Genomic DNA, 22,741 nt, shown 5'->3' with positions numbered 1-22,741 from the left:
AAAAGTCGCGCCGCCCGCGCACAAGGCAAGGGTGGGCAGCGCTGTTACAAGGATTTGCGGAGACTGACGGGAGGGATCTTGAGCGCTTCGCGATATTTGGCAACCGTCCTGCGCGCAATGACCATGCCTTGTTCCCCGAGCATCTCCGCGATCTTGCTATCGGATAAAGGATTCCTAGGGTCTTCTGCTCCTGTCAATTGCGCAATCAATGCGCGGATTGCCGTCGAGGAGGCTTCCCCCCCCGCTTCGGTCGCAACATGGCTCCCGAAGAAATATTTCAACTCGAACATGCCGTGCGGAGTCAGCATGTACTTCTGCGTTGTAACACGAGAAATGGTGCTTTCGTGTAGGCCTAGTGTATCAGCTATCTCACGTAAAACAAGGGGACGCATGGCAACCGCGCCGTGGGAGAAAAAGTTGCGCTGACGCTCCACAATCGCCTCCGCCACACGGAGGATGGTGTCGAAACGCTGGCGCATGTTCTTGATCAGCCACTTCGCTTCCTGCAGCTGCGCATTCATCGTGCTCTCGCATTTTCCCTGCTTGAGCAGCGCTGCATAAACGCTGTTGACGCGCAGGCGCGGCATGACGTCCGGGTTCAGCATGACGGCCCAGCCGTTCTTGGCGCGCCGCACGATCACGTCCGGCACCACGTAGTCTGACACGTTCGACGCGAACGCCGCGCCCGGATGCGGATTGCATTGACGCACCACGGCCTGGACTTCGCGCAAGTCTTCGTCGTCGCAGTCGAGTGCCTTCTTGAGCTTGCTGTATTCGCGCTGCGCGAACCAGCTCAGGTAGCCTTCGACGATCTTCAGCGCCAGGCGCCGCGTCACCATCGGCACCCCGGACATGCGGCGGATCTGCAGGGCCAGGCATTCGCCCGCGCTGCGCGCGCCGACGCCGACCGGATCGAAGCTCTGCACCAGCGCCAGCGCGCAGCGCAGCTCGTCCATGTCGACCTCGAGCTCTTCCGGCAGGCGCGCGTGGATCTCTTCCAGCGGCTCCTCGAGGTAGCCGTTGTCGTCGAGCGCATCGATGACCAGCTCGGCCAGCGCGCGGTCGCGCATCATGAGCCCGGTCGTGCGCACCTGTTCCATCAGGTGCTCGCGCAGGGTGATGCTGCCGGCTTCCAGCTGCGGCCGGCCATCCTCGTCGTCGCCGCTGCGCGCGCCGCCGCCTTCGCCGCCCCAGTCGGCATCGGGCGCATCGCGCTCGCCCTCGCCGCCGCCCTCGCCGCCCTCGGCTTCGGCGGGCGCGGCCGCGCCCTCTTCGCCTTGCGCGGGCGCGGGCGCCTCGCCATTCGCGGGCGAGTTGTTGATGGCGCCATCGGCCAGCAGGCGCACCGAGTGGTCGAGCGGATCGTCGAGCCGTTCGAGCATCGGATTATCGGACAGTATCTGCTCGATCTCCTGATGCAGTTCGAGCGTGGACAGCTGCAGCAAGCGGATCGACTGCTGGAGTTGCGGGGTCAGCGCGAGGTGCTGCGACGTGCGGAGTTGCAGGGACTGTTTCATCGCTACATCTACATTCGGAAGTGTTCGCCGAGATAGACTCGGCGTACGGATTCGTCGGCAATGATATCGTCAGGGCGGCCCGAGGCCAGCACCGAACCCTGGTTGATGATGTAGGCGCGGTCGCAGATGCCCAGCGTCTCGCGCACGTTGTGGTCGGTGATCAGGACGCCGATCTGGCGCTCCTTCAGGAAGCGCACGATGCGCTGGATCTCGATCACCGCGATCGGGTCCACGCCCGCGAACGGCTCGTCGAGCAGCACGAAGCGCGGGTTGGTCGCCAGCGCGCGCGCGATCTCGACGCGGCGCCGCTCGCCGCCCGACAGCGCCAGCGCCGGGCTCTCGCGCAGCTTCTCGATCTGCAGGTCGGCCAGCAGGGTGTCGAGGCGCTCGTTGATCTGGTCGCGGGTCAGCGGCTTGCCGTTCACGCGCTGCAGTTCCAGCACCGCGCGGATGTTCTCTTCCACGGTCAGCTTGCGGAATACCGAGGCTTCCTGCGGCAGGTAGGACAGGCCGAGCACCGCGCGCCGGTGGATCGGCAGGCTCGAGATGTCGGTGCCGTTGATGTCGATGGTGCCGGCGTCCGACGGCACCAGGCCGACGATCATGTAGAACGAGGTGGTCTTGCCGGCGCCGTTCGGGCCCAGCAGGCCGACCACTTCGCCGCACTCGACCTGCAGCGACACGTCGTGCACGACCATGCGCTTGCCGTAGCTTTTCTGGAGGCCCTTGACGATCAGGGTGCTGCCACATTCCGGTACTGCCATCATTGCTTCCCTTGCTCTGCGGGCGTGCTGCGTTTCGGGGCCAGGATCAGGGTGCCGCGTCCGCCGCCGACCTTGCTCTCGCCGCTGGCGTCGTTGCGCACGGTGGCGACTTCCTTGCGGTTGTCGTAGGCGATGAAGGGCGCGGTGATCTCGTTGGTCACGCGGGTCTTCTCGAGCTCCTTCACGATCGCGCTCGAGAACAGCTTGACGACCTCGGAACGCTCGTCGTATTCGATGCGCTGGGCCTGCCCTTCGACCCACAGGTCGGGGCCGCCGTCGCGCTTCTGGCGGAAGGTCGCGACCTTGCCCGGATTCGAGGTCAGGGTCACGCTCATGTAGCCTTCCGGGGTCTCCTTGACCAGGGCGCGGTCGGACTTCAGCACCAGGGTGCCGCGGGTGACGACCACGTTGCCGGTCAGGATGCGGGTCTGGGTGACCTCGTCGACGTCGAGCGAGTCGAAGTTGATGACTGCCTGCTTGAGCGAATCGGCGCGCTCGGCGAAGGCCGTGAGCGACACCAGGGAGAGGAAAGCGGCAGCGATGTGTTTCTTCATTTTGTGCTGGTCCTGTGTAGACGCGGCGCCCTAGCGGCGCTCGCGTGGCGGGTAGACGATCTGGCCGCGGGTGGCCAGGTGCAGCTTCTGGGTCGCGTTGTTCGCCACCATGCCGGTGCCGCGCACGCTGGACGCGCCGAGCTGCATCTCGATCGGCTGGTCGGTCTTCATGATCTCTTCGTCGGGCAGCAGGGTCAGGGCCTCGGTGCGGATGCGCAGCGATTCGGACTTCGGCGTGGCCGGACGCTGGGCGTCGACATTGCCGAGCAGGTCGACCCGGTGTTCCTGGTGATAGATGCGCGCGCGATCGGAATGCACCGTCAGCGGCGGCCGGCCCGGCGCGATGCCGCGCATGACCGGCTGGTCGACGTCGGAGACGTCGCCCAGCGGCCGGTGCGCCAGGCGCCTGCCGGACACCACGTAGCTCGGCTGGCCATTGTCCGTCATGCGCACGAACGAGAAGTTCTCGACGATGTAGTCGGGTTCGTTCGGCGGTCCGCCCAGCTGCGCATCCGGGTCGGCATCCTGCATCAGCTGCAGCAGCCAGAAGCTGCCGAAGGCGCAGAACACGCCCAGCATCATGACCGACAGCAGCTTCCAGCGGTGTGCGGTGCGCTTGTTGACGTAGGTGGCCATGACGGTTTTTTTACGCAAAATACGGGGCCAGTGCCTGTTCGTAGGTGCCCTGGGCGCGCATGACGAGGTCGCACACCTCGCGCACGGCGCCGCGTCCGCCCGGGTTGCGGGTCACGTAGTGGGCGCGGTGCTGCACCTCGGGGTGGCCGGATGGCACCGCGACCGCGAAGCCGACCTTCAACAGCAGCGGCAGGTCGATCACGTCGTCGCCGATGTAGCCGCACTCCTCGGCCGTGACGCCGGTGGCCTCGAGCAGCTTGGCGAAGCCGACGCGCTTGTCGTGGATGCCCTGGTAGACGTGGGCGATGCCCAGGTCGGCCGCGCGCTTGACCACGATCGGCGAGTTGCGCGCGCTGATGATCGCGGTCTGCACCCCGGTCTTGCCCAGCAGCTGGATGCCCAGGCCGTCGAGCACGTTGAAGGTCTTGGTGACTTCGCCGTCCGGGCCGTAGGTGAGGCTGCCGTCGGTCAGCACGCCGTCGACGTCGAAAATCATGACTTTCACGCGCGCTGCGCGCTCCATGTGTGCTAACGGCTTCATCAGATCACCTTGGCGCGGGTCAGGTCGTGGATGTGCAGGGCGCCGACCAGGCGGTCTTCATGGTCGACCACGAGCATCTGGTTGATCCGGAATTCCTCCATCACCGCGACGGCGTCGACCGCCAGCTGTTCCGGGTGGACGCGGCGCGGGTTGGCGTGCATCACGTCGCGGATGGTGATGTTGGAGAAATCGTGGAAGCGTTCGATCAGGCGGCGCAGGTCGCCGTCGGTGAACACGCCGATCGGGCGGCGTTCTTCGTCGATCACGGCGGTCATGCCCATGCCCTTCTGGGTGATCTCGAGCAGCGCCTTGGCCAGCGGCACCTCGGGCGCCACGGCCGGCACCGCGTCGCCGCTGCGCATCACGTCGCGCACATGGGTCAGCAGGCGGCGGCCCAGCGCGCCGCCCGGATGCGACATCGCGAAGTCTTCCTCGCGGAAGCCGCGCGTATCGAGCAGCGCCACGGCCAGCGCGTCGCCCATGGCGAGCGTGACGGTGGTGCTGGTGGTCGGCGCCAGGTTCAGGGTGCAGGCTTCCTTGTCCACCGCGACGTTGAGGTGGACGTCGGCCAGCTGGGCCAGGTTGGACTGCGGCTTGCCGGTCATGGCGATCACGGACGTGCCCATGCGCTTGACGACCGGCAGGATGTCGAGCAGTTCGGTCGATTCGCCGGAATACGAGATGGCGACGAACACGTCTTTCGGGGTAACCATGCCCAGGTCGCCGTGCGCGGCCTCGCCCGGGTGGACGAAGAAGGCCGGGGTGCCGGTCGAGGCCAGGGTGGCGGCGATCTTGCGGCCGATATGGCCGGACTTGCCCATGCCGGACACGATGACGCGCCCTTCGCAGGCATACATCAGCTCGGCGGCGCGCACGAAGCTGTCGTCGCCGCCCAGGCGGGCGTGCAGCGCGCGGATCGCATCGGCCTCGATGGCCAGGGTTTCGCGCCCCAACTCCAGCAGGCGGCGGGCCTGGTTCTCGTCAAAACTTTTCAGCATTATTTTTTCATGGGTTACACTCATTCTGGAAGTATAAACGAATTGGGAAAGCAAAAAACTTGCCAGACGTAACAAACAACACCCACCAGGCGGGAGCCGATGCATTCAGGACTTGAACTAACCCTTCTCCTGCTGGGCTGCGCCGTCCTGGGCGTGGTCGCCTTCCGGATGCTGCACCTGCCGCCGATGCTCGGCTACCTGGCCGTCGGCGTGCTGATCGGCCCGCACGCCCTGGCCCTGGCCGACGACAGCCCCGCCACCCATGCGCTGGCCGAGTTCGGTGTCGTGTTCCTCATGTTTTCCATCGGGCTCGAATTTTCCCTGGCCCAGCTCAAATCGATGCGGCGCATCGTGTTCGGACTCGGGATGGCCCAGGTCGTCCTGACCATCGTCGCCACCATCGTCTTCGCCCAGCTGGTGTCCTACCTGACGCCGCAGTTGCAGGTCAGCTGGCAGGCCGCGTTCGCGCTGGGCGGCGCGCTGGCGATGTCGTCCACCGCGATCGTGGTCAAGCTGCTGACCGAGCGGATCGAGCTGGAGACCGAGCACGGGCGGCGCATCATCGGCATCCTGCTGTTCCAGGACCTGGCCGTGGTGCCGCTGCTGATCATGATCCCTGCGCTGGCGCGCAATCCCGAGGACCTGCCGGTCACCCTGGGCTGGGCGGCGCTGAAGGCGGCCCTGGTGCTGGCCCTGCTGCTGTTCTTCGGCCAGAAGCTGATGCGGCGCTGGTTCACGGTGGTGGTCAAGCGCCGTTCGCAGGAACTGTTCATGCTGAACCTGCTCCTGGTGACCCTGGGCGCGGCCTGGATCACCGAGCGGGCCGGCCTGTCGCTGGCGCTGGGGGCTTTCGTGGCCGGCATGCTGATTTCCGAGACCCAGTACAAGCACCAGGTGGAAGAAGACATCAAGCCCTTCCGCGACGTGCTGCTGGGGCTGTTCTTCATCACCATCGGCATGCTGCTCAACCTGCAGCTGGTGCTGGCCAACTGGTGGCTGGTGCTGGCGCTGCTGGTGCTGCCGGTGCTGCTCAAGTTCGCCCTGATCGCCGGGCTGGCCAAGCTGTTCGGCTCCTCGGACGGGGTGTCGATGCGCACCGGCCTGGCGCTGGCGCAGGCCGGCGAATTCGGCTTCGTGCTGCTGAACCTGGCCTCCGGCTCGAAGCTGATCGATCCCTTCCTGATGCAGCTGGTGCTGGCCTCGATGGTGCTGTCGATGCTGATCGCGCCGCTCGTCATCGCCAACTCGGACAAGATCGTGATGAAGGTCGCGGCCAACGAATGGATGATGCAGTCGCTGCAGCTGACCCAGCTGGCGACGCGCACCATGAAGACCCAGAAGCACGTGATCATCGCCGGCTTCGGGCGCAGCGGCCAGAGCCTGGCCACCCTGCTGACCGAGGAAAAGCTGCCCTGGTACGCGCTCGACCTGGATCCGGAGCGGGTGCAGGAAGCCCAGGCGGCCGGCGCCAGCGTGTCCTACGGCGACGCGACGCGGCGCGAGAGCCTGATCGCGGCCGGCATCAACCGCGCCAGCGCCCTCGTGATCACCTGCGCCGACACGCGCCTGGCGCTCAAGGTGCTGCACCTGGTGCACGAGCTGGCGCCGGCCCTGCCGGTGATCGTGCGCAGCCTCGACGACAGCGACCTCGACACGCTCAAGCGCGCCGGCGCCACCGAGGTGGTGCCGGAAGCGCTGGAGAGCAGCCTGATGCTGGCCTCGCACGCCCTGCTGACCCTGGGCGTGCCGCTGCGGCGCGTGGTGCACCGCGTGCAGGCCGCGCGCGACGAGCGCTATGCGGCGCTGCGCGGCTACTTCCATGGCGCCGGCGACATCAGCGACGATCCGGAGCACAACTATGTGCGGCTGCATTCGGTGCGCCTGCACGACCAGTCCGCGGCGGTCGGCAAGGCGCTGGGGGAGCTGAGGCTGGATGAGGTGGGCGCCGAGGTGACGGCGCTGCGGCGCGCCGGGCAGCGCGTCGATGCCGGGCCGGATACGGCGCTGATGGCGGGGGATGTGGTGGTGTTGCGCGGCGAAGGCGAGGCGGTCGGGCGGGCGGAGGAGCGCTTGCTGTAGGGTGGACGGCTCAGCCGCCCAGCCTACGAGTACGTCACCACGCGATTGCGGCCATCGGCCTTGGCCTGGTACAGCGCGGCATCCGCCGTCGCCACCAGTTCCTGGGCCACGTCCTCGATCACCTGCTCGCGCTCGACATCGGACAGCGCCGCCACCCCGATCGACACCGTCACCGCCACCCGCTCGCCATTGCCCAGGTCGACCGGCTGGCTGGCGACGCTGGCGCGGATGCGCTGCGCCACCATGCTCGCGCTCTCCAGGTCGGCGTCGATCAGCAGCACCACGAATTCCTCGCCGCCGAAGCGTCCCAGCGCGTCCGACATGCGCAGCTCGGCCTTGATGCGCGCCGAGACTTCGCGCAGCACTTCGTCGCCGCCCTGGTGTCCCACGGTGTCGTTGACCTGCTTGAAATGGTCGATGTCGATGTACATGCACGACAAGCCGTAGCCCTGGCGCTGCGCCCTCGCGACTTCCTCGAGCAGGCGGCGGTCGATGTAGCGGCGGTTGTACACCCCGGTCAGCGAATCGGTCAGCCCGATGTACTTGAGCATCTCGTTGCTGATCACGTTCTCGAGGCAGATCGCGATGATCGATCCCAGGTGCTCGACGAAATCGGTGCCGAGGTTGGGCGTGAAGCGGTGCGGATCGGCGCTGCCCAGGTTCAGGCTGCCGATCAGGCGGGTATTGCGCAGCAGCGGCACCAGCGCCACGCTCTGCAGGCCGGCCGGCGGATGCGGGAACATCGCGCAATGCTGCGCCGGCGCATACGGTCCCAGCAGCGCACGCGGGCGCTGTCCCGGAGACAGGTCGTAGCCCAGCTCGGCCGCATGCTCGCAGAACATCAGGTTCGGGAACTGGTCGAAATCGACGCCCAGCCGGTGCATCACGGTGTAGATGTCGGCGTCCTGGTCGACCAGCGACAGGGTCACGATGTCGAGTTCGGAAATGACCGGCAAGGTGCGGAAGATCGTGCCGACCAGCTCGGGAAAGCTGCCCGCGCCCACGATCTGCAGGTCGAAGGCCTGGTGCCGGCACATGATCTCGTGGTTACGCTCCGCCTGTTCTAGCAGGTAAGCCATGCGCGCGCGCAGGGTCTCGTTTTCCGCCATGAGTTCTCGCGTCAACGCGTCTGGCTCGTGCATGGAAATTCCTTTCAGCAATTAGGCGTAACATTACGCCATCTGTCGCTGCTTGGAAACGAAAAACGCCTTGGCACGGGCGAATACGCGACACAGTTGCCAATGGGCAAGAATCGCGCGGCGCCTGGTTCAGAAGGCGATGCTGGCGTCGAGTTGCTGGCCGACGAAGAGGCGCCGGCCGACGCCGTCAATGACGATGCAGTTCATGCCCATGCAGACCGCGCCTTCCATGCGCGGGTTGGCGCGGTAGGTGACCAGGATGTCGATCGGATCGGGCCCGGCGACGCCGCTGGCCTGGTCGATGGACGGGATCGGGCAGCGCGCACAGGGTTTGACCGGGCGCAGCGCCACGCCATCGGCGTCGAACGATTCGACGAAATCCTCCTCGAACGCTTCGATGCCCTCGACCACGAGGTTGGGCCGGAAGCGGTTCATCGGCAGCGGCGCGCGGCCGCTTGCCGCCAGCTTCGCGTTCAGGTCGTCGAGCGAGGCCTGGCCGATCAGCAGCAGCGGGTAGCCGTCGGCGAACAGGGCCTGGGCCGGAACGCCGCCGGTCCACCTGGTGCTGGTCGGGCGCACGATGTCGGGGCGGAAGCGCACCAGGCGGCAGGGGCCGCCGATGGCGTCGGCGAACCAGGCCGCCGCCGCGTCGCCGCAATCGGCGGCGGAGACGCTGTGGTCCCAGATCTGCACCTGCATGGCGGGCGCGGCCGCGTCAAACGCCAGCGGCAGGCGCAGCGCCGGCATGCCGGGCGCCTCGACCACGAGGGCGCCGTCGGCCACCTGCGGCCTGACCAGCGCCATGCGCGGGTATTCGCGCTGGGTCAGGAATTTCCCTTCGCGCGATACCAGCATCCATTCGCGGTCGTGCACGCCATCGACTGACAGGCCGGCGATGCTCAGTTCGGCTTCGGGCACCGAGATGCCGGCGCAGGACTTGATCGGATAGAGGACGAGTTCGGAAAGGATGGCCATGCTGTCGGGTCGTACGGGAAAAGACCGCCAGTATGGCAGCAAACGCGGCCGCCGGCACGGCCCCACCCATTCCGGATGAGGCCCGCGCCAGGGTCTCAGTGGGCGATCGCTTTCGCCTTTTGCTCGCGCTCGCGTTCAAGGCGCGTGTCGAAATTGCGGCCGGCGCTGGCGGCCAGCTTGCGGCAGCCGTCCGGATCGATGAAGGAGTTGTTGTCCGCGGTGCGCGCGGCCGCCTTGCCGAACAGGTCGCCGAACGAAGGATGGGCGGCGATCAGGATGTCGCACTTCAGGTTGGCGACCTTGTCGATGGTCTTGCGGAAGCTCGCCGACCGGTCGGGATAATGGTCGCCGCCGCTGTAGTAGAAGCCGTCCGTCGACACTGCCGTGAGGCTGTCGGCGTACACCATGTTCATGCACTTGCCCTTCTCGCAGGATTGCCAGGTCCAGGTGGTGCCGCCCGGCGTGTGGCCCGGCGTGTAGTGCACGGTCATGCGCAGCGGGCCGACCGACAGGGTTTCGCCATCCAGGACTTCCTTCACCTTGTCCACTTTCGGAATGTGGAAGCGCTCCTTCGGGTCGTACTGCGGATCGTCGGCGCCCGGGGTGCCGTCGCGCAGCACCTGGGCCGCGTGCGGGCTGGCGGCCACCGTCGCGCCGCTGGCGCGCTGCAGCTCGGCGATGGCGCCGGCGTGGTCGAAGTGCGGGTGCGAGTTCAGGATCAGCTTGATGTCCTGCATCCTGAAGCCCAGCGTTTCGACGTTCCTGCGGATCAGCGGGGCCGACTGCGGCAGCGCGCCGTCGATCAGCACGTGGCCTTGCGGGCCGGTCACCAGCACCGCCGACAGGCCGGCCGTGCCGACGTACCAGGCGTTGCCGTAGATGTTGAACGGCGTGGCGGGACGGTTCCATTCCTCGCACATGGAGCAGTGGATCGCGTCCTGGGCGAAGGCGGAGGAGGACATCAGGGCCAGGGCAAAGGCGCTGGCTTGAAACATTTTCTTCATAAACCGGCAAGCTCGAGGGTGTAAAAAAAGACCCTGGTCGGGTCCTCGCAATGCGGCGGACGGGGTAACGGTTCTGGCGCCACCGCATTGTAGCTGGCTTGCTGCCGGCTGGGTCGGGCCATTGCGCCCGGCCCCACTCCGCTCAATGGCCTTGGTGGCCGGCGGCTTTTACTTCGGGCACGGTGACCGTCACCCTTTCGCTGGTGAGGATCTTGTGGGTCGGATCGGCCAGTTCGAGCAGGATCGTGTGCTTGCCCGGCTTCAGTCCGACCACGATGATCGGGTCGGTGCTGGTATGGGCCCAGCGCATCGGCTGGTCGTCCACCGACACGTGGAGGTGGTTGATGCGCGGCGTGACCTCGGCCGCCTTGGGGCCGAATACCGGCATCAGGCGTGCGTTCTCGGTGCGGTGCTGGATGATGATCACGCCGCGCGCCAGGGCTTCGGGAACCGGCGCGTAGGCGATCACTTTCGGTGGCGCTTCCGATGCGAGCGGCAATACCGCCGGCGGACGCTGGCTGTCGGGGGATTGCGCCCATGCGCCGGCACTGACCAGGACAAGGGCGCCTGCGGCGGCCAGCTGCTTCAAGGACATCGACATGGCATTCCTCCAGTACAAGTGGTTGCTTTCGTAAGGAGGATTCTGGGCCGCTCATGTATCTGGCGTATATCCGTCTTTGTCTGGAGGCTGCGCCGGCCGGGCATTTTTGTATCGCAAGACAAAAAAAAGCGCCCTCTTCGCAGAGGACGCTCACTTGCCTGGTCGCAGCGCGGACGCGTCCGCGCTGCTCCCGGATCAGACGTTAAACAGGAAGTTCAGCACATCCCCATCCTTGACGATGTATTCCTTGCCTTCAGCGCGCATCTTGCCCGCTTCCTTGGCGCCGGCTTCCCCCTTGTAGGTAAGGAAGTCGTCGTACGCAATGGTCTGCGCACGGATAAAGCCACGCTCGAAGTCGGTGTGGATCACGCCTGCCGCCTGCGGCGCGGTGGCGCCGACCGGCACGGTCCAGGCGCGCACTTCCTTCACGCCGGCGGTGAAGTAGGTCTGCAGGCCCAGCAGCTTGAAGCCGGCGCGGATCAGGCGATCCAGGCCCGGCTCGTCCATGCCCATGTCCTTCAGGAAGTCGATCTTGTCGGCATCGTCCAGGTCGGCGATTTCCGATTCGATGGCGGCGCAGATGGCCACGATCGGCGCGTTCTGCTTGTTCGCGAACTCGGTCAGCTGGTCCAGCAGCGGATTGTTGGTGAAGCCGGTATCCGACACGTTGGCCACGTACATGGCCGGCTTGGCGGTGATCAGCTGCAGCGGCTTGATCAGGGCCTGCTCGTCGGCGTCCAGGCCGGCGGTGCGCACCGGCTGGCCATCGTTCAGGTGCGGCATGATCTTCTCGCACAGGGCGACGATCTTGGCGGCATCCTTGTCGCCCGAGCGCGCCTTCTTGCCCTCGCGATGGATGGCTTTTTCCACCGCGCCCAGGTCGGCCAGCGCCAGTTCGGTCTGGATCACGACGATGTCGTCGAGCGGGCTGACCTTGCCGGCCACGTGAATGACGTTGTCGTCTTCGAAGCAGCGCACCACGTTGACGATCGCATCGGTTTCACGAATGTGCGACAGGAACTGGTTGCCCAGGCCCTCGCCTTTCGACGCGCCCGCCACCAGGCCGGCGATGTCGACGAACTCGACGATTGCCTTGACCACGCGCTCCGGCTTGACGATCGCGGCCAGCGCGTCGATGCGCGGATCCGGCACCTCGACCACGCCGACGTTCGGCTCGATGGTGCAGAACGGATAGTTTTCAGCCGGGATGCCGGCCTTGGTCAGCGCATTGAACAGGGTGGACTTGCCGACGTTGGGCAAGCCGACGATGCCGCATTTGAGGCTCATGGGAATTCTTTCTCTCGATAGACGCGGGCGATCACGAAACCGCCCTCAAACCTCACATTGTAACCTCGCTGGGTCTCGACTGCTCAAAAAACGGTCTGGATACACGCATCCAGCGTGGGTGGAACTGCAACGCTGTAAAGCATGCAATTGCCGCAATGTCACGCTCAGATCGGCTGGATGCGCGCCAGGTCGGGCCGCTCGACGAATGCGGCCAGTTCGTCGCGCAGGCGCTGCCCTTCCCCGATCGCGCGCTGCCAGTTGCGGATGCGCTCGTCGTGGTCCAGTCCAAAGAACTTGAAATCGCTCCGGTCCGGCAGCTTGGCGCGCGGGAGGGTGCGCAGGAACGCATCCGACGGGGCAACGATCAGCACGTTGTCGAGCCAGCCACGGTTGGCGCCGCGCGCCGTGCGCCGCCACGGGAATCCCTTGTCCAGCCAGCCCGGCACGATGTGCTGCGTAAAATGTGGATACAGCACGAGGTCGCCGCGCTGCTCGCCCGCCGCGCGCGCATACGGCAGCGCCAGGTGGTAGTCGATGAGGCCGCCGTCCCAGTAGCTGCCCGCGGGCGCCTCGGCGATGCCGGTGACCGGCTTCATGATGAGTGGCAAGGTACCGGAAGCCAGCAGCCCTGAGGCCAGGTTCTCGCGCGTCAGCGCCGAGAAATGGGTCGTGAAGGCGTCGAAGCGCTCGCGCAGCCAGGGCGCTGCGGCGCGACGGTCGCCGATCACCACGCGCTCCATCAGCCGGCCCAGCCAGGCGCGCGCGCCCATATTGTGCAGGGCGGCGGCCGCGAAGCCGCGCAGCTCGGCATGGCGGTGGGCGGGCGCCGCCAGGGAGCGCAGGCCGCGCACGGTCAGCAGGTGCAGGCGGTGATGAGGATGGCCGACGATGTCATCCTCGCGGCCGCGCACGAACTCGGCCAGCAGGCCCTGCACCACCTCGTCGATTTCCTGCTGGGTCGGCTTCCTGCTGGTGTAGCGCTGGCCGGCGTACAGCTCGCCGAGGCGTGCGAAGGCCTTGGCCGGGTCACGCTGGCAGGCCGCGGCCATGCGCCAGGCGCCGATCGAGGAACCGATCAGGGTGCGCTCGCGCGGCGCGCCCGGCAGCCATTCGCCGAACACCCATTGGTCGAGGGCCTGGAAGATCAGGCCCTTCGGACCGCCCGCCGCGGCCGGCACGATGGCGACGTCCCGGGCCCGCAGGCCTTGCGCGCCGATCTGTGCAAGGGCCAGGGGCCCGGCGTGAAAAGTGAGTGCCTTCATGGCCGAAATTATCGCAGGAAGAACGCGCTTGCGCCGGATCAAGGGCTGGCTGTCCCCGCTGCGTAACATGGGCCGGTCGCGTGTCCGGAGAACGCCATGCTCTTGCGCCTCGTCATGCTGTGCCTGCTGCCGGGCCTACTCCTGTGTTGCCGGCTGGCCGCTGCGCGCGATACCGGCACCGACCACAGCGTCGTCGTCGAACGCCACCTGCGCCACGTCGTCGTCGAGGCGGACGGCAGCTACCTGCTGACGGTGGAGCAGATCAAGACGATCGTCGCCAGGGAAGCGCTGCAGGAGCACGCGCAGTATTACCTCAGCTACAACCAGTCGCTCGACCAGGTGGTCTCGGTGGAAGGCCATACCGAAAAGGCCGATGGGCGCAAGCTGGCGGTGCAGCCGCACCAGATCCGCGACCAGCAGGAGACCGCCTCGCTCGATGCGCCGATGTTCCAGGACACGCGCCTGAAGATCGTGGTGTTCCCCGACGTCCAGCCGGGAGACAAGGTCATGGTGCGCTACGTCGTGCGGCGCCACACGCCGCTGTTCCCGGGCCACTTCGAAGACCTGGTGTCGGCGCGCTTCCACCGGCACCGCGACTACCGCGTCATCGTCGACATGCCGCCTGAAGTGCCGCTGCACGCCGACGCGGCCGGCTTCGAGCCTGTCACCTCGCGGCAACCGCCCGGGCGGCGCCGCTACCAGTGGCGCTACCTCGACGGCGACAATGCGCGCATCGAAGCCGACTCGGTCAGCTACCTCGACTACGGCAAGCGGCTCGCCCTCTCCACCTTCGCCGACTACGCCGCCTTCGCCCGCGCCTACCAGGAACGGGCCGCCGGCAAGGCCCTGCCGGACGACGCCGTCACGGCGCTGGCCGCCAGCCTCACCCGCGGGCTCGATGCGCCGCGCGCGCGGGCCCTCGCCCTGTCCGACTGGGTGCGCCGGCACATCCGCTATGTCGGCGTCTACCTCGGTCCCGGCGGCGTGGTGCCGCATGCCGCGCCCAGCGTGCTGGCCAACCGCTATGGCGACTGCAAGGACCATGCGGCCCTCGTGAGCGCCCTGCTCACCTCCGCCGGGATCGACAGCACGGTGGTGCTGGTCAACAACGGCGATGCCTACCGGCTGCCGGACGTGCCCACGCTCGGCGTGCTCAACCATGCCATCGTATACGTCCCGTCGCTCCAGCTCTACCTCGACCCGACCGCCGAGTCGGTCGCGGCCGGCTTCCTGCCGCCGGCCCTGCTCGGCAAGCCGGCACTGCTGGCCGCGACCGGGTCCTTCGCGATGACCCCGGCATTCCAGCCGGCGCGCAGCCACACGCTGACGCAGTTCGACATCCGCCGCGACGGCAGCAGCCGCTTCCAGGTCACGCGCACCAGCGGCGGCGCGGCGGCCGAGCCCTACCGGCGCGTGATCCGCGGCACGCCGCAGGCCGAACGCGAACGCTTCGTCGAACGCATGCTGCAAGGCCTCGGCCAGCACGGCAAGGGCGTGTTCGAGCCGGGCGACGCCGACGGCACGGCGGACGAATACACGCTCTCCTTTGCCGGCGCCAGCGCGGGATTCGCCCTGCTTCCCGGCACGGTCGGGCTGGCCACGGCCTACGATTTCTGGGGCGGACTGGGCGATGCGGTGCGCACCTTTCTCCAGGAACCGGAGCGGGGCCAGGAGTTCGTCTGCCCTTCCATCGACGCGGAGGACGAGCTGCGCTATCGCCTGCCGGCGCGTACGCGGGTGCTGGCTCTGCCGCGCCCGCTGGTGGTCGAGAACGCCCACTTCGCCTACCGTTCGCGCTATGCGCGGCGCGGCGACATGGTGACGGTGAAGCGCCGGCTGCAATTCCGGCATACGGGGGCGACCTGTACGCCGGCGGATTACCGGCGCATGCGGCCGGCGCTGGAGCGCATGCTGCGCGATCTGCGCACGCAGGTCGTCATCCGGGGAGCGTGATGCGTTCTATCCTGTAGGGTGGACAGCTCTGCTGTCCACGCGGTGATCGCTATCGGCACCGACATGGTGGAGCAATGATCTCACCGCTGCCTATCACCGCGTGGACGGCATAGCCGTCCACCCTACTCCGGGCGGCTTCCTGCCAATTCGCGAAGAAGCTTTTTAATTGGTGTGCAGCTTCATCGTGGCCGCATTGAACTGGCCTTCACACAGCAGCGGGATGATGTGCAGGCTCTTGTCGATCGATTCTTCGATCAGGCTCTGCTCTTCGCGGCGCGGGCGATGCAGCACGAAATCGGCCACGCCCTGCTGCAGGTTCAGGCTGCGCGGATGGCCGATGCCCAGGCGCAGGCGCCAGTAGTCCTGGGTGCCGAGCGCCGACGTGATGTCCTTCAAGCCATTGTGGCCGCCGGAGGAGCCGCCCTTCTTCAGCTTGGCGACGCCGGGCGCGATATCGAGCTCGTCGTGCACGACCAGGATTTCATCCTGGCTGATCTTGAAGAAGCGCGCCAGCGCGCCGACCGACTGGCCGGAACGGTTCATGTAGGTCAGCGGTTCGAGCAGCCAGACTTCCCTGCCGCCGATCGAGGTCTTCGCCACCATCGCATTGAAGCGCGTCTCGCGCTGCAGGCGGCAGCCGGGCAGGCTGTTGGCCAGGTTGTCGACCAGCCAGAAGCCGGCGTTGTGGCGGGTTTGTTCGTATTCCGGGCCCGGGTTGCCGAGGCCGACGATCAGACGGATGGACATGCTTGGTTTTTTTTGAATGACAAAGAGGTGATTATCGCTCAAAGGCAAGCGGCGGGACGATTGAATCGCGCTCGGTCGTAGGGTGGGCAGCTTTGCTGCCCACGCGTCGGTAGTTAGCGGCAAGATCGCCGAACGCGATATCGGCATCGATAACGATCACCGCATGGGCGGAGAACCGCGGGGCCGCCGAGGCCCACCCAAAAAGAAAAACCCGCCAGGCAAGCCTCAGCGGGTTTTCATTCCAGCACGCCGCTCGCGCGGCGCGGGATCACGACTTATTGTGCAGCTGCTTCAGCCGACACTTGGCCAGCCGGCACCGACGAGGTGACGACGGTCAGGTTCTGGCCGTGGGTCAGCGCGGTCACGCCGGCCGGCAGGATCAGGTCGTCGGTGTGGACCGAACCACCGGCTTCCAGCTTCGACAGGTCGACTTCGATGAACTCCGGCAGCTTGCCCGGCAGGCAGGACACTTCCAGTTCGTTCAGCACGTGCGAAACCACGGCGCCGTGCAGCTTGACTGCCGGCGAGATGTCGGCGTTCACGAAGTGCAGGGTGACCTTGGTGTGCAGTTCTTTCGATGCGTCGACGCGCTGGAAGTCAGCGTGCAGGACCAGTTGCTTGTATGCGTGCATCTGGAAGTCGCGCAGAAGGACTTGCTGGGTCTGGCCTTCGATTTCCAGGTCCAGGATCGAGCCGTGGAAAGCTTCTTTCTTGAGCGCGTGGAACAACGCGTTGCCGTCCAGGGCGATCAGTTGCGGGGCAGCGGCGCCACCGTAGATGATGCCTGGGGTTTGGCCAGCGTTGCGCAGGCGGCGGCTCGCTCCGGTCCCCTGCTGAGTGCGGTTGAATGCGACTACTTTCATGTGATACTCCAAGTAAATTCGGGCTCGCGCCAGGAACAGGTCCCGGCCCGCTTGCCCTTTGTGGTGGCCTCCCCCGCGACCAGGGGCTGCCTTGAATGAGCGCCATGCTGCGCACTCAAGAAATCCTTACATACACCAACGGCGCGCCGGCTGTTCAGCCAGGCGCGCCGTTGGAGTCGACGTTCTGTTGCTTAGTCGACGAACAGCGACATCACCGAGTCGCCCTTCACGATACGCTTGAAGGTCTCGGCCAGCAGCGGAGCACAGGTCAGCTGGCGGATCTTGGTGCAGGCTGCACCGGCGGCGCTCAGCGGAATGGTGTCGGTGACGACCAGTTCGTCCAGCGGCGAATTCGTGATGCGTTCGATTGCCGGACCCGACAGGACCGGGTGCGTGCAGTAGGCGATGACTTTCTTGGCGCCGCGCTCTTTCAGCACTTCGGCAGCCTTGCACAGCGTGCCTGCGGTGTCGACCATGTCGTCCATGATCACGCAGTTGCGGCCTTCGACTTCACCGATGATGTTCATCACTTCCGAGACGTTCGCCTTCGGACGACGCTTGTCGATGATCGCCAGGTCGCAGCCGAGGCGCTTGGCCAGCGCACGGGCGCGCACCACGCCGCCGACGTCCGGAGACACGACCAGCAGGTCTTCGTAGTTGCGCTTCTGCAGGTCGCCCAGCAGGATCGGCGATGCGTAGATATTGTCGACCGGGATGTCGAAGAAACCCTGGATCTGGTCGGCGTGCAGGTCCATGATCAGGACGCGCTCGACGCCGGCTTCTTCCAGCATGTTGGCGACGACTTTCGCCGAGATCGCGACACGCGCCGAACGCGGACGACGGTCCTGGCGGGCGTAGCCGAAGTATGGAATGGCGGCAGTGATGCGGCCAGCCGATGCGCGCTTGAGAGCGTCGACCATCAGCATGATTTCCATCAGGCTGTCGTTGGTGGGAGCGCAGGTCGATTGCAGAACGAAGACGTCCTTGCCACGAACGTTCTCATTGATTTCGACCATTACTTCGCCATCAGAGAACTTCGAAACCACGGCCTTGCCAAGAGGAATGCCGAGGTTTTTTGCGACCCCTTCTGCTAGCGCCGGATTGGCATTGCCGGTAAAAACCATCAGGTTTTCGTAAGCCATGGGAGTCCCAAGAGGTAAGCGTTGATAATCTAGAAAAACAATCAGCCGGAAGACCCGGCTGACTAGGCTGTTGGATGGGCGCCTGACACCGCATCGCGCTTTTCCCGCTGGACGCTAAAGCATCGACAGAACAGGAAACTTTGGCAGGGGAACAAGGATTCGAACCTTGGTATGCCGGAATCAAAATCCGGTGCCTTAACCAGCTTGGCGATTCCCCTACACGACTTTTGCTACTTGCCGCTGAGCTAGTCACGTTACATTGTGCAGCGCATCGACAGGCAGGATTCTATTCTATAACTCGCTGATTTTGCAAGAGCGATTTCAGCGGGTGTCTCATCAGCGACTTCGCTTTCCACGCCTTCCACTTACCTGGCACCAGGGCCAGGACATGGTCTGCATCGCGTTCGCTGGCGAATGCGCTAAACACGCATGCCCCTGAGCCAGTCATCCTGGCATCGCCGTAGCTGCCCAACCATTCGACCGCCTCTGCTACCGGCGGGAACAGGCGCACTGCCACGTCCTGCAAATCATTTTTTCCGAAGCCCCGCAGATTGCCTGAATCTGTGTAGCTGCTGGAAAAGTCCGCTATTCTGACGGCTTTCGTATTTCTTGTCAAATCGGGCGCCGAAAAAATTGCCGGCGTCGGCACGGCCACGCCCGGCTCGATCACCACATACCAGCAATCCGGCCCCGGCACGGCCTGCAGCGCTTCGCCGATGCCTTCGACAAACGCGGTTTCGCCGAACAGGAAGAACGGGATGTCGGCGCCCAGCGGCAGCCCGAGCGCCATCAATTCCTGCTGGCTCAAGCCGGCCTGCCACAGGTGGTTGGCGGCCATCAGGGCGGTGGCCGCATCGGACGAACCGCCGCCCAGCCCTCCTCCCATCGGCAGGATCTTCTCGACCGCCACCTCGATGCCGGGCGGCAGGCGGCCATGCCGGCGCGCGTACTCCGCCTGCAGCAGGCGCAGCGCGCGCACGATCAGGTCCTGTTCCTGGGGCACGCCGGGAACTTCGGTGGTGCGCACGATCAGCTCGTCGTCGCGCAGGTCGACATGCAGGGTGTCCGCATGGTCGATCAGCTGGAACACGCTTTGCAGCAGGTGGTAGCCGTCGGCGCGCCGGCCGGTGACGTGCAGGAACAGGTTGAGCTTGGCCGGCGCCGGGCAATGATGCAGCGAACGCATGTCAGGCCGCCGGATCGATGACGATACGGATCACCAGGTCCTGGATGTCGCCGGCGGCGCTGCGTTCGGCGTCGATGCGGCGCGGCACCGGCCTGGCGGCCGTCTCGTCCTGCCAGGACACGAAGCGCAGGCGCCAGCCATCGCGGGTCACCACATTGTTGTTGGCGGGAGAGGCCGTGAAGGGCTGTCCCTGGGCATCGATCGCATGGCCCTGCATCCAGTCGCGCAGGCCGGCCACCGGCAGCGGCCAGCCCAGGGTCTGCTGGGTCAGGCCGTCGATGTCGCGCGCCACGCGCGGCGCGCGGTCGCCCTGGGTCAGCGTGGCTTCCTCGGGCGTCACGCTGATGTTGGCGATGGTCTGCCCCAGCGGCGAGGCCAGGCTGATGTCGATGCGTCCCGGACGCTGCATCCAGTTGAACTTGCCCGTCAGCGACTCGGTACGGCCATCCTTCAGGTAATTCACCGACAGCCGCCCGGCAAGGTCGATGGTGTCGCGGTAGTCCGCGACCGTGGCGGTGGACAGGTTGGCGCCGGTGGTGGCGCAGCCGGCCAGGGTGGCGGCGAGGACGAGCAGGCTGAGACGTCGGGTAATGGGCATCGGTAAGAACGGTAGTGGCAAAAGCGCCGCGGACGCCGCGCAGGCGTCCGGAACGGGAGTGAATTATTTCACAAGGAAAGACCGAGGCGCGCCAGCGTGGTGCGCAGGGTGTCGTTGTGCGGGTCCTTGGCGCGCGCTTCGCGCCACAGCTGCTGGGCCGCGAGCTTGTCGCCCTTCTGCCACAGCACTTCGCCGAGGTGGACCGCGATCTCGGGATCGCGGCGCAGCCCGTAGGCGCGGCGCAGGTGCTTCTCGGCTTCGGCCAGGTTGCCGAGCCGGTATTGCACCCAGCCCATGCTGTCCATGATGAAGGGGTCGCCCGGCGCCATTTCCATGGCTTTCGCGATCAGGGCATAGGCTTCCTGCAGGCGCACGTTGCGCTCGGCCAGCGAATAGCCGAGGGCGTTGTAGGCATGGTGGTTCTCGGGGGCCTGGGCCATCACTTCGCGCAGCTGCTGCTCCATCACGTCGACATGCCCCAGCTTTTCGGCCAGCAGGGCGAAGTCGTACAGCAGGTCGGGATTCTTCGGGAAGCGCTTGGCCGCGCCCTGCATCAGCGCATAGGCTTCCTGCAGCCGGCCGGCGTCGCGCAGCAGCTGCGATTCGGCCACCATCACCTGGGCCTGCTGGACCGGCTCGGCCGGCTTCAGGCTGGCCAGCAGGCGGCGCGCGCTGGCCAGGTCGCCCTGCTTGCCGATCACGTGGGCGCGGCGCAGCTGGCTGCTGAACTGGGTCTGCGGGTCGGTGCCCTCGGGCACCTTGTCGAGCCACTGCAGCGCGCCCGCCAGGTCGCCGCGCTCCTCGGCCAGCTGGGACAGGATCAGCAGGGCGCGCGACGGGTCGCGCTCGTCTTCCGGATTGCGTCCGAGCACCTCGACGAAGCGGGTGAAATAGCCTTCGGCCGCCGGGGCCTCGTTCATCTGGGTGGCCAGGATGCCCAGCGCGTACAGGTGGGCGGCATTGTCGGGCTGGTCTTTCAGCAGCAGCTCGAACTCCTGGCGCGCGCGCGGGTATTCCTTGCGGTTGACCAGCACCCGCGCATGCGCCGCGCGCACTTCGCGCGCGTTCGGGTTGCTCTTCAGGAACTGCTCGAGCAGGGCCGCCACCTGGTTCTCGTTCTCGGTCACCTGGGCCAGCATCAGCACCGCGATCTCGGAATCGGGCTTGGCGACCAGCGCGGCGTGGGCTTCGCTGCGGGCGGTTTCCTTGTCGCCACGCGACAGGGCGGCCTGGGCGCGCACGATGCGCGCTTCCATCGTATTGCCGTAAGGCGTGATCAGGCGCTCGAGCATCGCGCCGGCGACGTCCTTGTCCTTGGCGCGCGCCAGCAGCTGCTGCATCTGGAACATCAGGAGGCCGCGCCGCGCGGGCGTGGTCTCGCTCAGGCGCTTCTCGAAGATCGGTTCGAGATCGGCGATGTTATCGGAGGTCACCACCATGCCGACGAAGTACTGGGTGGCTTCCTCGGACTCCGGATCGAGTTCGTGCCACAGGCGCACCGCCGCCAGCGTATCCTCGGACTGCTTGGCGGCCACCGCCATTTCGGCGGCGCGGCGCGCCAGGCGCGGGTCGCGCGTCTGCTTGGCCAGGCTCAGCATGGTCAGGTAGGGGCCCTGCCAGTCGCCGTTGCGGAACTCGAACTCGGCCTTCAGCATCTGGTGCAGCAAGGTGGGAGTGAGCTCGACCTTCGGCAGCCTGACTTCGAGTTCGGCGCGGGCCTTCGCTTCGGCTTCTTCTTCGTCCAGCTCCAGCGAGGGGTCGGCCTGGTCCTCGGTGAAGGCGGCCTGCCCGGCATCCTGCGCGGCAGCCAGGGCGGCTGGCGGCTGCTGTTTCGGCGCGACAGCACATGCTGTCAGGAGGCCGGACAGGGTTACAATGACGAAAGCGTTTTTCAAGGCAAGTCCAGATTCTCGAGATGATGTCTGATTTTACGCTCAAGCCTGCGGGTGCGTGCGCGGCCCCCTTCGCGCCTCCTTGCATGAGCGCCATGCTTAACCGTGCCCCTGTGCACGACCGTATTACGACTTTACACGATTCGCCTCCCCCATGCCTGAATTGCCAGAAGTAGAAGTCACCCGGCGCGGTGTCGCGCCCCATATCGAAGGCCGCATCGTCGAGCAGGTGGTGTTCCGGCGCGAAGGCCTGCGCTGGCCCTTCCCGCCCGGCCTGCAGGCAGTGCTGGCCGGCCGCCGCATCACGCATACCGGCCGGCGCGGCAAATACCTGTTGATCGGCTTCGAACACGGCACCCTGATCATTCACCTCGGCATGTCCGGCCACCTGCGCGTGCTGCCGCCGGGGATCGAGCCGCGCAAGCACGACCATGTCGATCTCGTGGTCAGCGGTCCGGAAGGCCGCCAGGTGCTGCGCCTGCACGATCCGCGCCGCTTCGGCGCGGTGCTCTGGCATGGCAATGAAGATGGCGAGATCGACCAGCACCTGCTGCTGCGCGGGCTGGGCGTCGAGCCGCTCGGCGACGAGTTTTCCGGCGCGCTCCTGCACCGCGAGACGCGGCGCCGCAACGCGCCGATCAAGCAGGTGCTGCTGGCGGGCGACATCGTGGTCGGCGTCGGCAATATCTACGCCTGTGAAAGCCTGTTCCGCGCCGGCATCAGCCCGAAAACGCCGGCCGCGCGCATCAGCCGCGCCCGCTACGACAGGCTGGCCGAGGCCATCCGTGAGATTCTTGCCGCAGCCATCGTCCAGGGCGGCAGTACTCTGCGTGACTTTATTGCAGTGAATGGTCAATCAGGCTATTTCCAGCAGACATATTTCGTCTATGATCGTGCTGGAGTGCCTTGCCGCAACTGTGGGGCGCCGGTCAAGCAGATCAAGCAGGGCCAGCGCTCGACCTTCTATTGCGCGCAGTGCCAGCGCTAAGCAGGAAACAACAAG

The 22,741-nt window shown here is 66.2% G+C and carries 21 protein-coding genes and 1 tRNA gene; 3 read left to right on the top strand and 19 right to left on the bottom strand.

Features of this window, described 5'->3' with window-relative positions; all coding sequences use genetic code 11:
* Positions 1-44: 44 nt before the first annotated feature.
* Genes H162_RS0111720 through H162_RS0111695 form a run of 6 tightly spaced genes read right to left on the bottom strand, consistent with a single transcriptional unit; the run spans position 45 to position 5,034 of the window.
* On the bottom strand, positions 45-1,517 hold the full coding sequence (locus tag H162_RS0111720; RefSeq protein ID WP_020653661.1) for an RNA polymerase factor sigma-54: 1,473 nt from the start codon (positions 1,515-1,517) through the stop codon (positions 45-47).
* Positions 1,518-1,525: 8 nt separating this feature from the next.
* The gene (gene lptB / locus H162_RS0111715; RefSeq protein ID WP_020653660.1) at positions 1,526-2,284 is read right to left on the bottom strand and encodes an LPS export ABC transporter ATP-binding protein; all 759 of its coding nucleotides are present in this window, start codon (positions 2,282-2,284) and stop codon (positions 1,526-1,528) included.
* Entirely contained in the window at positions 2,281-2,835 is a 555-nt protein-coding gene (gene lptA / locus H162_RS0111710) for a lipopolysaccharide transport periplasmic protein LptA (protein ID WP_020653659.1), read from the bottom strand. Before lptA ends, lptB begins: the two co-directional genes overlap by 4 nt.
* Before the next feature lie 30 nt (positions 2,836-2,865).
* The gene (gene lptC / locus H162_RS0111705; protein ID WP_020653658.1) at positions 2,866-3,471 is read right to left on the bottom strand and encodes an LPS export ABC transporter periplasmic protein LptC; all 606 of its coding nucleotides are present in this window, start codon (positions 3,469-3,471) and stop codon (positions 2,866-2,868) included.
* A gap of 10 nt (positions 3,472-3,481) precedes the next feature.
* Positions 3,482-4,012 (bottom strand): KdsC family phosphatase, encoded by a 531-nt coding sequence (locus tag H162_RS0111700; RefSeq protein WP_026354536.1) that lies wholly within the window; start codon positions 4,010-4,012, stop codon positions 3,482-3,484.
* On the bottom strand, positions 4,012-5,034 hold the full coding sequence (locus tag H162_RS0111695) for a KpsF/GutQ family sugar-phosphate isomerase (RefSeq protein WP_026354535.1): 1,023 nt from the start codon (positions 5,032-5,034) through the stop codon (positions 4,012-4,014). Before H162_RS0111695 ends, H162_RS0111700 begins: the two co-directional genes overlap by 1 nt.
* Before the next feature lie 75 nt (positions 5,035-5,109).
* On the opposite strand from H162_RS0111695, the gene H162_RS0111690 reads away from it, so the two are divergent.
* Positions 5,110-7,089, top strand: coding sequence for a monovalent cation:proton antiporter family protein (locus H162_RS0111690; RefSeq protein WP_026354534.1), 1,980 nt, complete (start codon positions 5,110-5,112; stop codon positions 7,087-7,089).
* 23 nt (positions 7,090-7,112) lie between these two features.
* Here the strand turns inward: H162_RS0111690 and H162_RS0111685 are convergent, their stop codons facing one another.
* From H162_RS0111685 to H162_RS0111660, 6 genes are all read right to left on the bottom strand, one after another.
* Positions 7,113-8,231, bottom strand: coding sequence for a GGDEF domain-containing protein (locus H162_RS0111685; RefSeq protein WP_026354533.1), 1,119 nt, complete (start codon positions 8,229-8,231; stop codon positions 7,113-7,115).
* Between the two features lie 126 nt (positions 8,232-8,357).
* A complete protein-coding gene (locus H162_RS0111680; RefSeq protein ID WP_020653653.1) occupies positions 8,358-9,203 on the bottom strand; it encodes an MOSC domain-containing protein in 846 nt (281 codons plus the stop codon).
* A gap of 95 nt (positions 9,204-9,298) precedes the next feature.
* Positions 9,299-10,207 (bottom strand): subclass B3 metallo-beta-lactamase, encoded by a 909-nt coding sequence (bla, locus tag H162_RS0111675; RefSeq protein ID WP_026354532.1) that lies wholly within the window; start codon positions 10,205-10,207, stop codon positions 9,299-9,301.
* 142 nt (positions 10,208-10,349) lie between these two features.
* Complete coding sequence (locus H162_RS0111670) at positions 10,350-10,808, bottom strand: DUF6130 family protein (protein WP_020653651.1); 459 nt, start codon at positions 10,806-10,808, stop codon at positions 10,350-10,352.
* Positions 10,809-11,003: 195 nt separating this feature from the next.
* Entirely contained in the window at positions 11,004-12,095 is a 1,092-nt protein-coding gene (gene ychF / locus H162_RS0111665; RefSeq protein ID WP_020653650.1) for a redox-regulated ATPase YchF, read from the bottom strand.
* A gap of 164 nt (positions 12,096-12,259) precedes the next feature.
* A complete protein-coding gene (locus H162_RS0111660; protein ID WP_020653649.1) occupies positions 12,260-13,357 on the bottom strand; it encodes a patatin-like phospholipase family protein in 1,098 nt (365 codons plus the stop codon).
* A gap of 96 nt (positions 13,358-13,453) precedes the next feature.
* On the opposite strand from H162_RS0111660, the gene H162_RS0111655 reads away from it, so the two are divergent.
* Positions 13,454-15,310, top strand: a complete 1,857-nt coding sequence (locus tag H162_RS0111655) for a DUF3857 domain-containing transglutaminase family protein (RefSeq protein ID WP_020653648.1) — start codon at positions 13,454-13,456, stop codon at positions 15,308-15,310.
* A gap of 162 nt (positions 15,311-15,472) precedes the next feature.
* On the opposite strand, the gene pth is transcribed toward H162_RS0111655, so the two are convergent.
* The 7 genes from pth to H162_RS0111620 form a co-directional block, all read right to left on the bottom strand.
* Entirely contained in the window at positions 15,473-16,057 is a 585-nt protein-coding gene (pth, locus tag H162_RS0111650) for an aminoacyl-tRNA hydrolase (RefSeq protein WP_020653647.1), read from the bottom strand.
* Between the two features lie 275 nt (positions 16,058-16,332).
* The gene (locus H162_RS0111645; RefSeq protein WP_020653646.1) at positions 16,333-16,920 is read right to left on the bottom strand and encodes a 50S ribosomal protein L25/general stress protein Ctc; all 588 of its coding nucleotides are present in this window, start codon (positions 16,918-16,920) and stop codon (positions 16,333-16,335) included.
* A 191-nt stretch (positions 16,921-17,111) separates the two neighbouring features.
* Positions 17,112-18,062, bottom strand: a complete 951-nt coding sequence (locus H162_RS0111640; protein ID WP_026354531.1) for a ribose-phosphate pyrophosphokinase — start codon at positions 18,060-18,062, stop codon at positions 17,112-17,114.
* A gap of 141 nt (positions 18,063-18,203) precedes the next feature.
* Positions 18,204-18,280, bottom strand: a tRNA-Gln gene (locus tag H162_RS0111635).
* A 68-nt stretch (positions 18,281-18,348) separates the two neighbouring features.
* Complete coding sequence (ispE, locus tag H162_RS0111630) at positions 18,349-19,248, bottom strand: 4-(cytidine 5'-diphospho)-2-C-methyl-D-erythritol kinase (RefSeq protein ID WP_020653644.1); 900 nt, start codon at positions 19,246-19,248, stop codon at positions 18,349-18,351.
* Between the two features lies 1 nt (position 19,249).
* A complete protein-coding gene (locus H162_RS0111625) occupies positions 19,250-19,846 on the bottom strand; it encodes an outer membrane lipoprotein LolB (RefSeq protein ID WP_020653643.1) in 597 nt (198 codons plus the stop codon).
* A gap of 68 nt (positions 19,847-19,914) precedes the next feature.
* A complete protein-coding gene (locus tag H162_RS0111620) occupies positions 19,915-21,741 on the bottom strand; it encodes a tetratricopeptide repeat protein (protein ID WP_020653642.1) in 1,827 nt (608 codons plus the stop codon).
* A 151-nt stretch (positions 21,742-21,892) separates the two neighbouring features.
* Here H162_RS0111620 and mutM point away from each other — a divergent pair, with 151 nt between their 5' ends.
* On the top strand, positions 21,893-22,726 hold the full coding sequence (mutM, locus tag H162_RS0111615; RefSeq protein ID WP_020653641.1) for a bifunctional DNA-formamidopyrimidine glycosylase/DNA-(apurinic or apyrimidinic site) lyase: 834 nt from the start codon (positions 21,893-21,895) through the stop codon (positions 22,724-22,726).
* Positions 22,727-22,741: the final 15 nt, after the last annotated feature.

This window comes from Massilia niastensis DSM 21313 (assembly GCF_000382345.1).
GTDB lineage: Bacteria > Pseudomonadota > Gammaproteobacteria > Burkholderiales > Burkholderiaceae_D > Telluria > Telluria niastensis.
This window is presented reverse-complemented; position numbering and strand designations above follow the sequence as displayed.

Excerpts from the sequence above, each read along its gene's own strand:
- mutM (WP_020653641.1), top strand. The coding sequence starts at position 21,893 with ATGCCTGAATTGCCAGAAGTAGAAGTCACCCGGCGCGGTGTCGCGCCC.
- bla (WP_026354532.1), bottom strand. The coding sequence starts at position 10,207 with ATGAAGAAAATGTTTCAAGCCAGCGCCTTTGCCCTGGCCCTGATGTCC.
- H162_RS0111670 (WP_020653651.1), bottom strand. The coding sequence starts at position 10,808 with ATGTCGATGTCCTTGAAGCAGCTGGCCGCCGCAGGCGCCCTTGTCCTG.
- H162_RS0111695 (WP_026354535.1), bottom strand. The coding sequence starts at position 5,034 with ATGAGTGTAACCCATGAAAAAATAATGCTGAAAAGTTTTGACGAGAAC.
- H162_RS0111660 (WP_020653649.1), bottom strand. The coding sequence starts at position 13,357 with ATGAAGGCACTCACTTTTCACGCCGGGCCCCTGGCCCTTGCACAGATC.
- H162_RS0111700 (WP_026354536.1), bottom strand. The coding sequence starts at position 4,012 with ATGAAGCCGTTAGCACACATGGAGCGCGCAGCGCGCGTGAAAGTCATG.
- H162_RS0111680 (WP_020653653.1), bottom strand. The coding sequence starts at position 9,203 with ATGGCCATCCTTTCCGAACTCGTCCTCTATCCGATCAAGTCCTGCGCC.
- lptB (WP_020653660.1), bottom strand. The coding sequence starts at position 2,284 with ATGATGGCAGTACCGGAATGTGGCAGCACCCTGATCGTCAAGGGCCTC.
- ispE (WP_020653644.1), bottom strand. The coding sequence starts at position 19,248 with ATGCGTTCGCTGCATCATTGCCCGGCGCCGGCCAAGCTCAACCTGTTC.
- lptA (WP_020653659.1), bottom strand. The coding sequence starts at position 2,835 with ATGAAGAAACACATCGCTGCCGCTTTCCTCTCCCTGGTGTCGCTCACG.
- H162_RS0111690 (WP_026354534.1), top strand. The coding sequence starts at position 5,110 with ATGCATTCAGGACTTGAACTAACCCTTCTCCTGCTGGGCTGCGCCGTC.
- H162_RS0111640 (WP_026354531.1), bottom strand. The coding sequence starts at position 18,062 with ATGGCTTACGAAAACCTGATGGTTTTTACCGGCAATGCCAATCCGGCG.
- H162_RS0111685 (WP_026354533.1), bottom strand. The coding sequence starts at position 8,231 with ATGCACGAGCCAGACGCGTTGACGCGAGAACTCATGGCGGAAAACGAG.
- H162_RS0111655 (WP_020653648.1), top strand. The coding sequence starts at position 13,454 with ATGCTCTTGCGCCTCGTCATGCTGTGCCTGCTGCCGGGCCTACTCCTG.
- H162_RS0111645 (WP_020653646.1), bottom strand. The coding sequence starts at position 16,920 with ATGAAAGTAGTCGCATTCAACCGCACTCAGCAGGGGACCGGAGCGAGC.
- H162_RS0111625 (WP_020653643.1), bottom strand. The coding sequence starts at position 19,846 with ATGCCCATTACCCGACGTCTCAGCCTGCTCGTCCTCGCCGCCACCCTG.
- pth (WP_020653647.1), bottom strand. The coding sequence starts at position 16,057 with ATGTCCATCCGTCTGATCGTCGGCCTCGGCAACCCGGGCCCGGAATAC.
- lptC (WP_020653658.1), bottom strand. The coding sequence starts at position 3,471 with ATGGCCACCTACGTCAACAAGCGCACCGCACACCGCTGGAAGCTGCTG.
- ychF (WP_020653650.1), bottom strand. The coding sequence starts at position 12,095 with ATGAGCCTCAAATGCGGCATCGTCGGCTTGCCCAACGTCGGCAAGTCC.
- H162_RS0111720 (WP_020653661.1), bottom strand. The coding sequence starts at position 1,517 with ATGAAACAGTCCCTGCAACTCCGCACGTCGCAGCACCTCGCGCTGACC.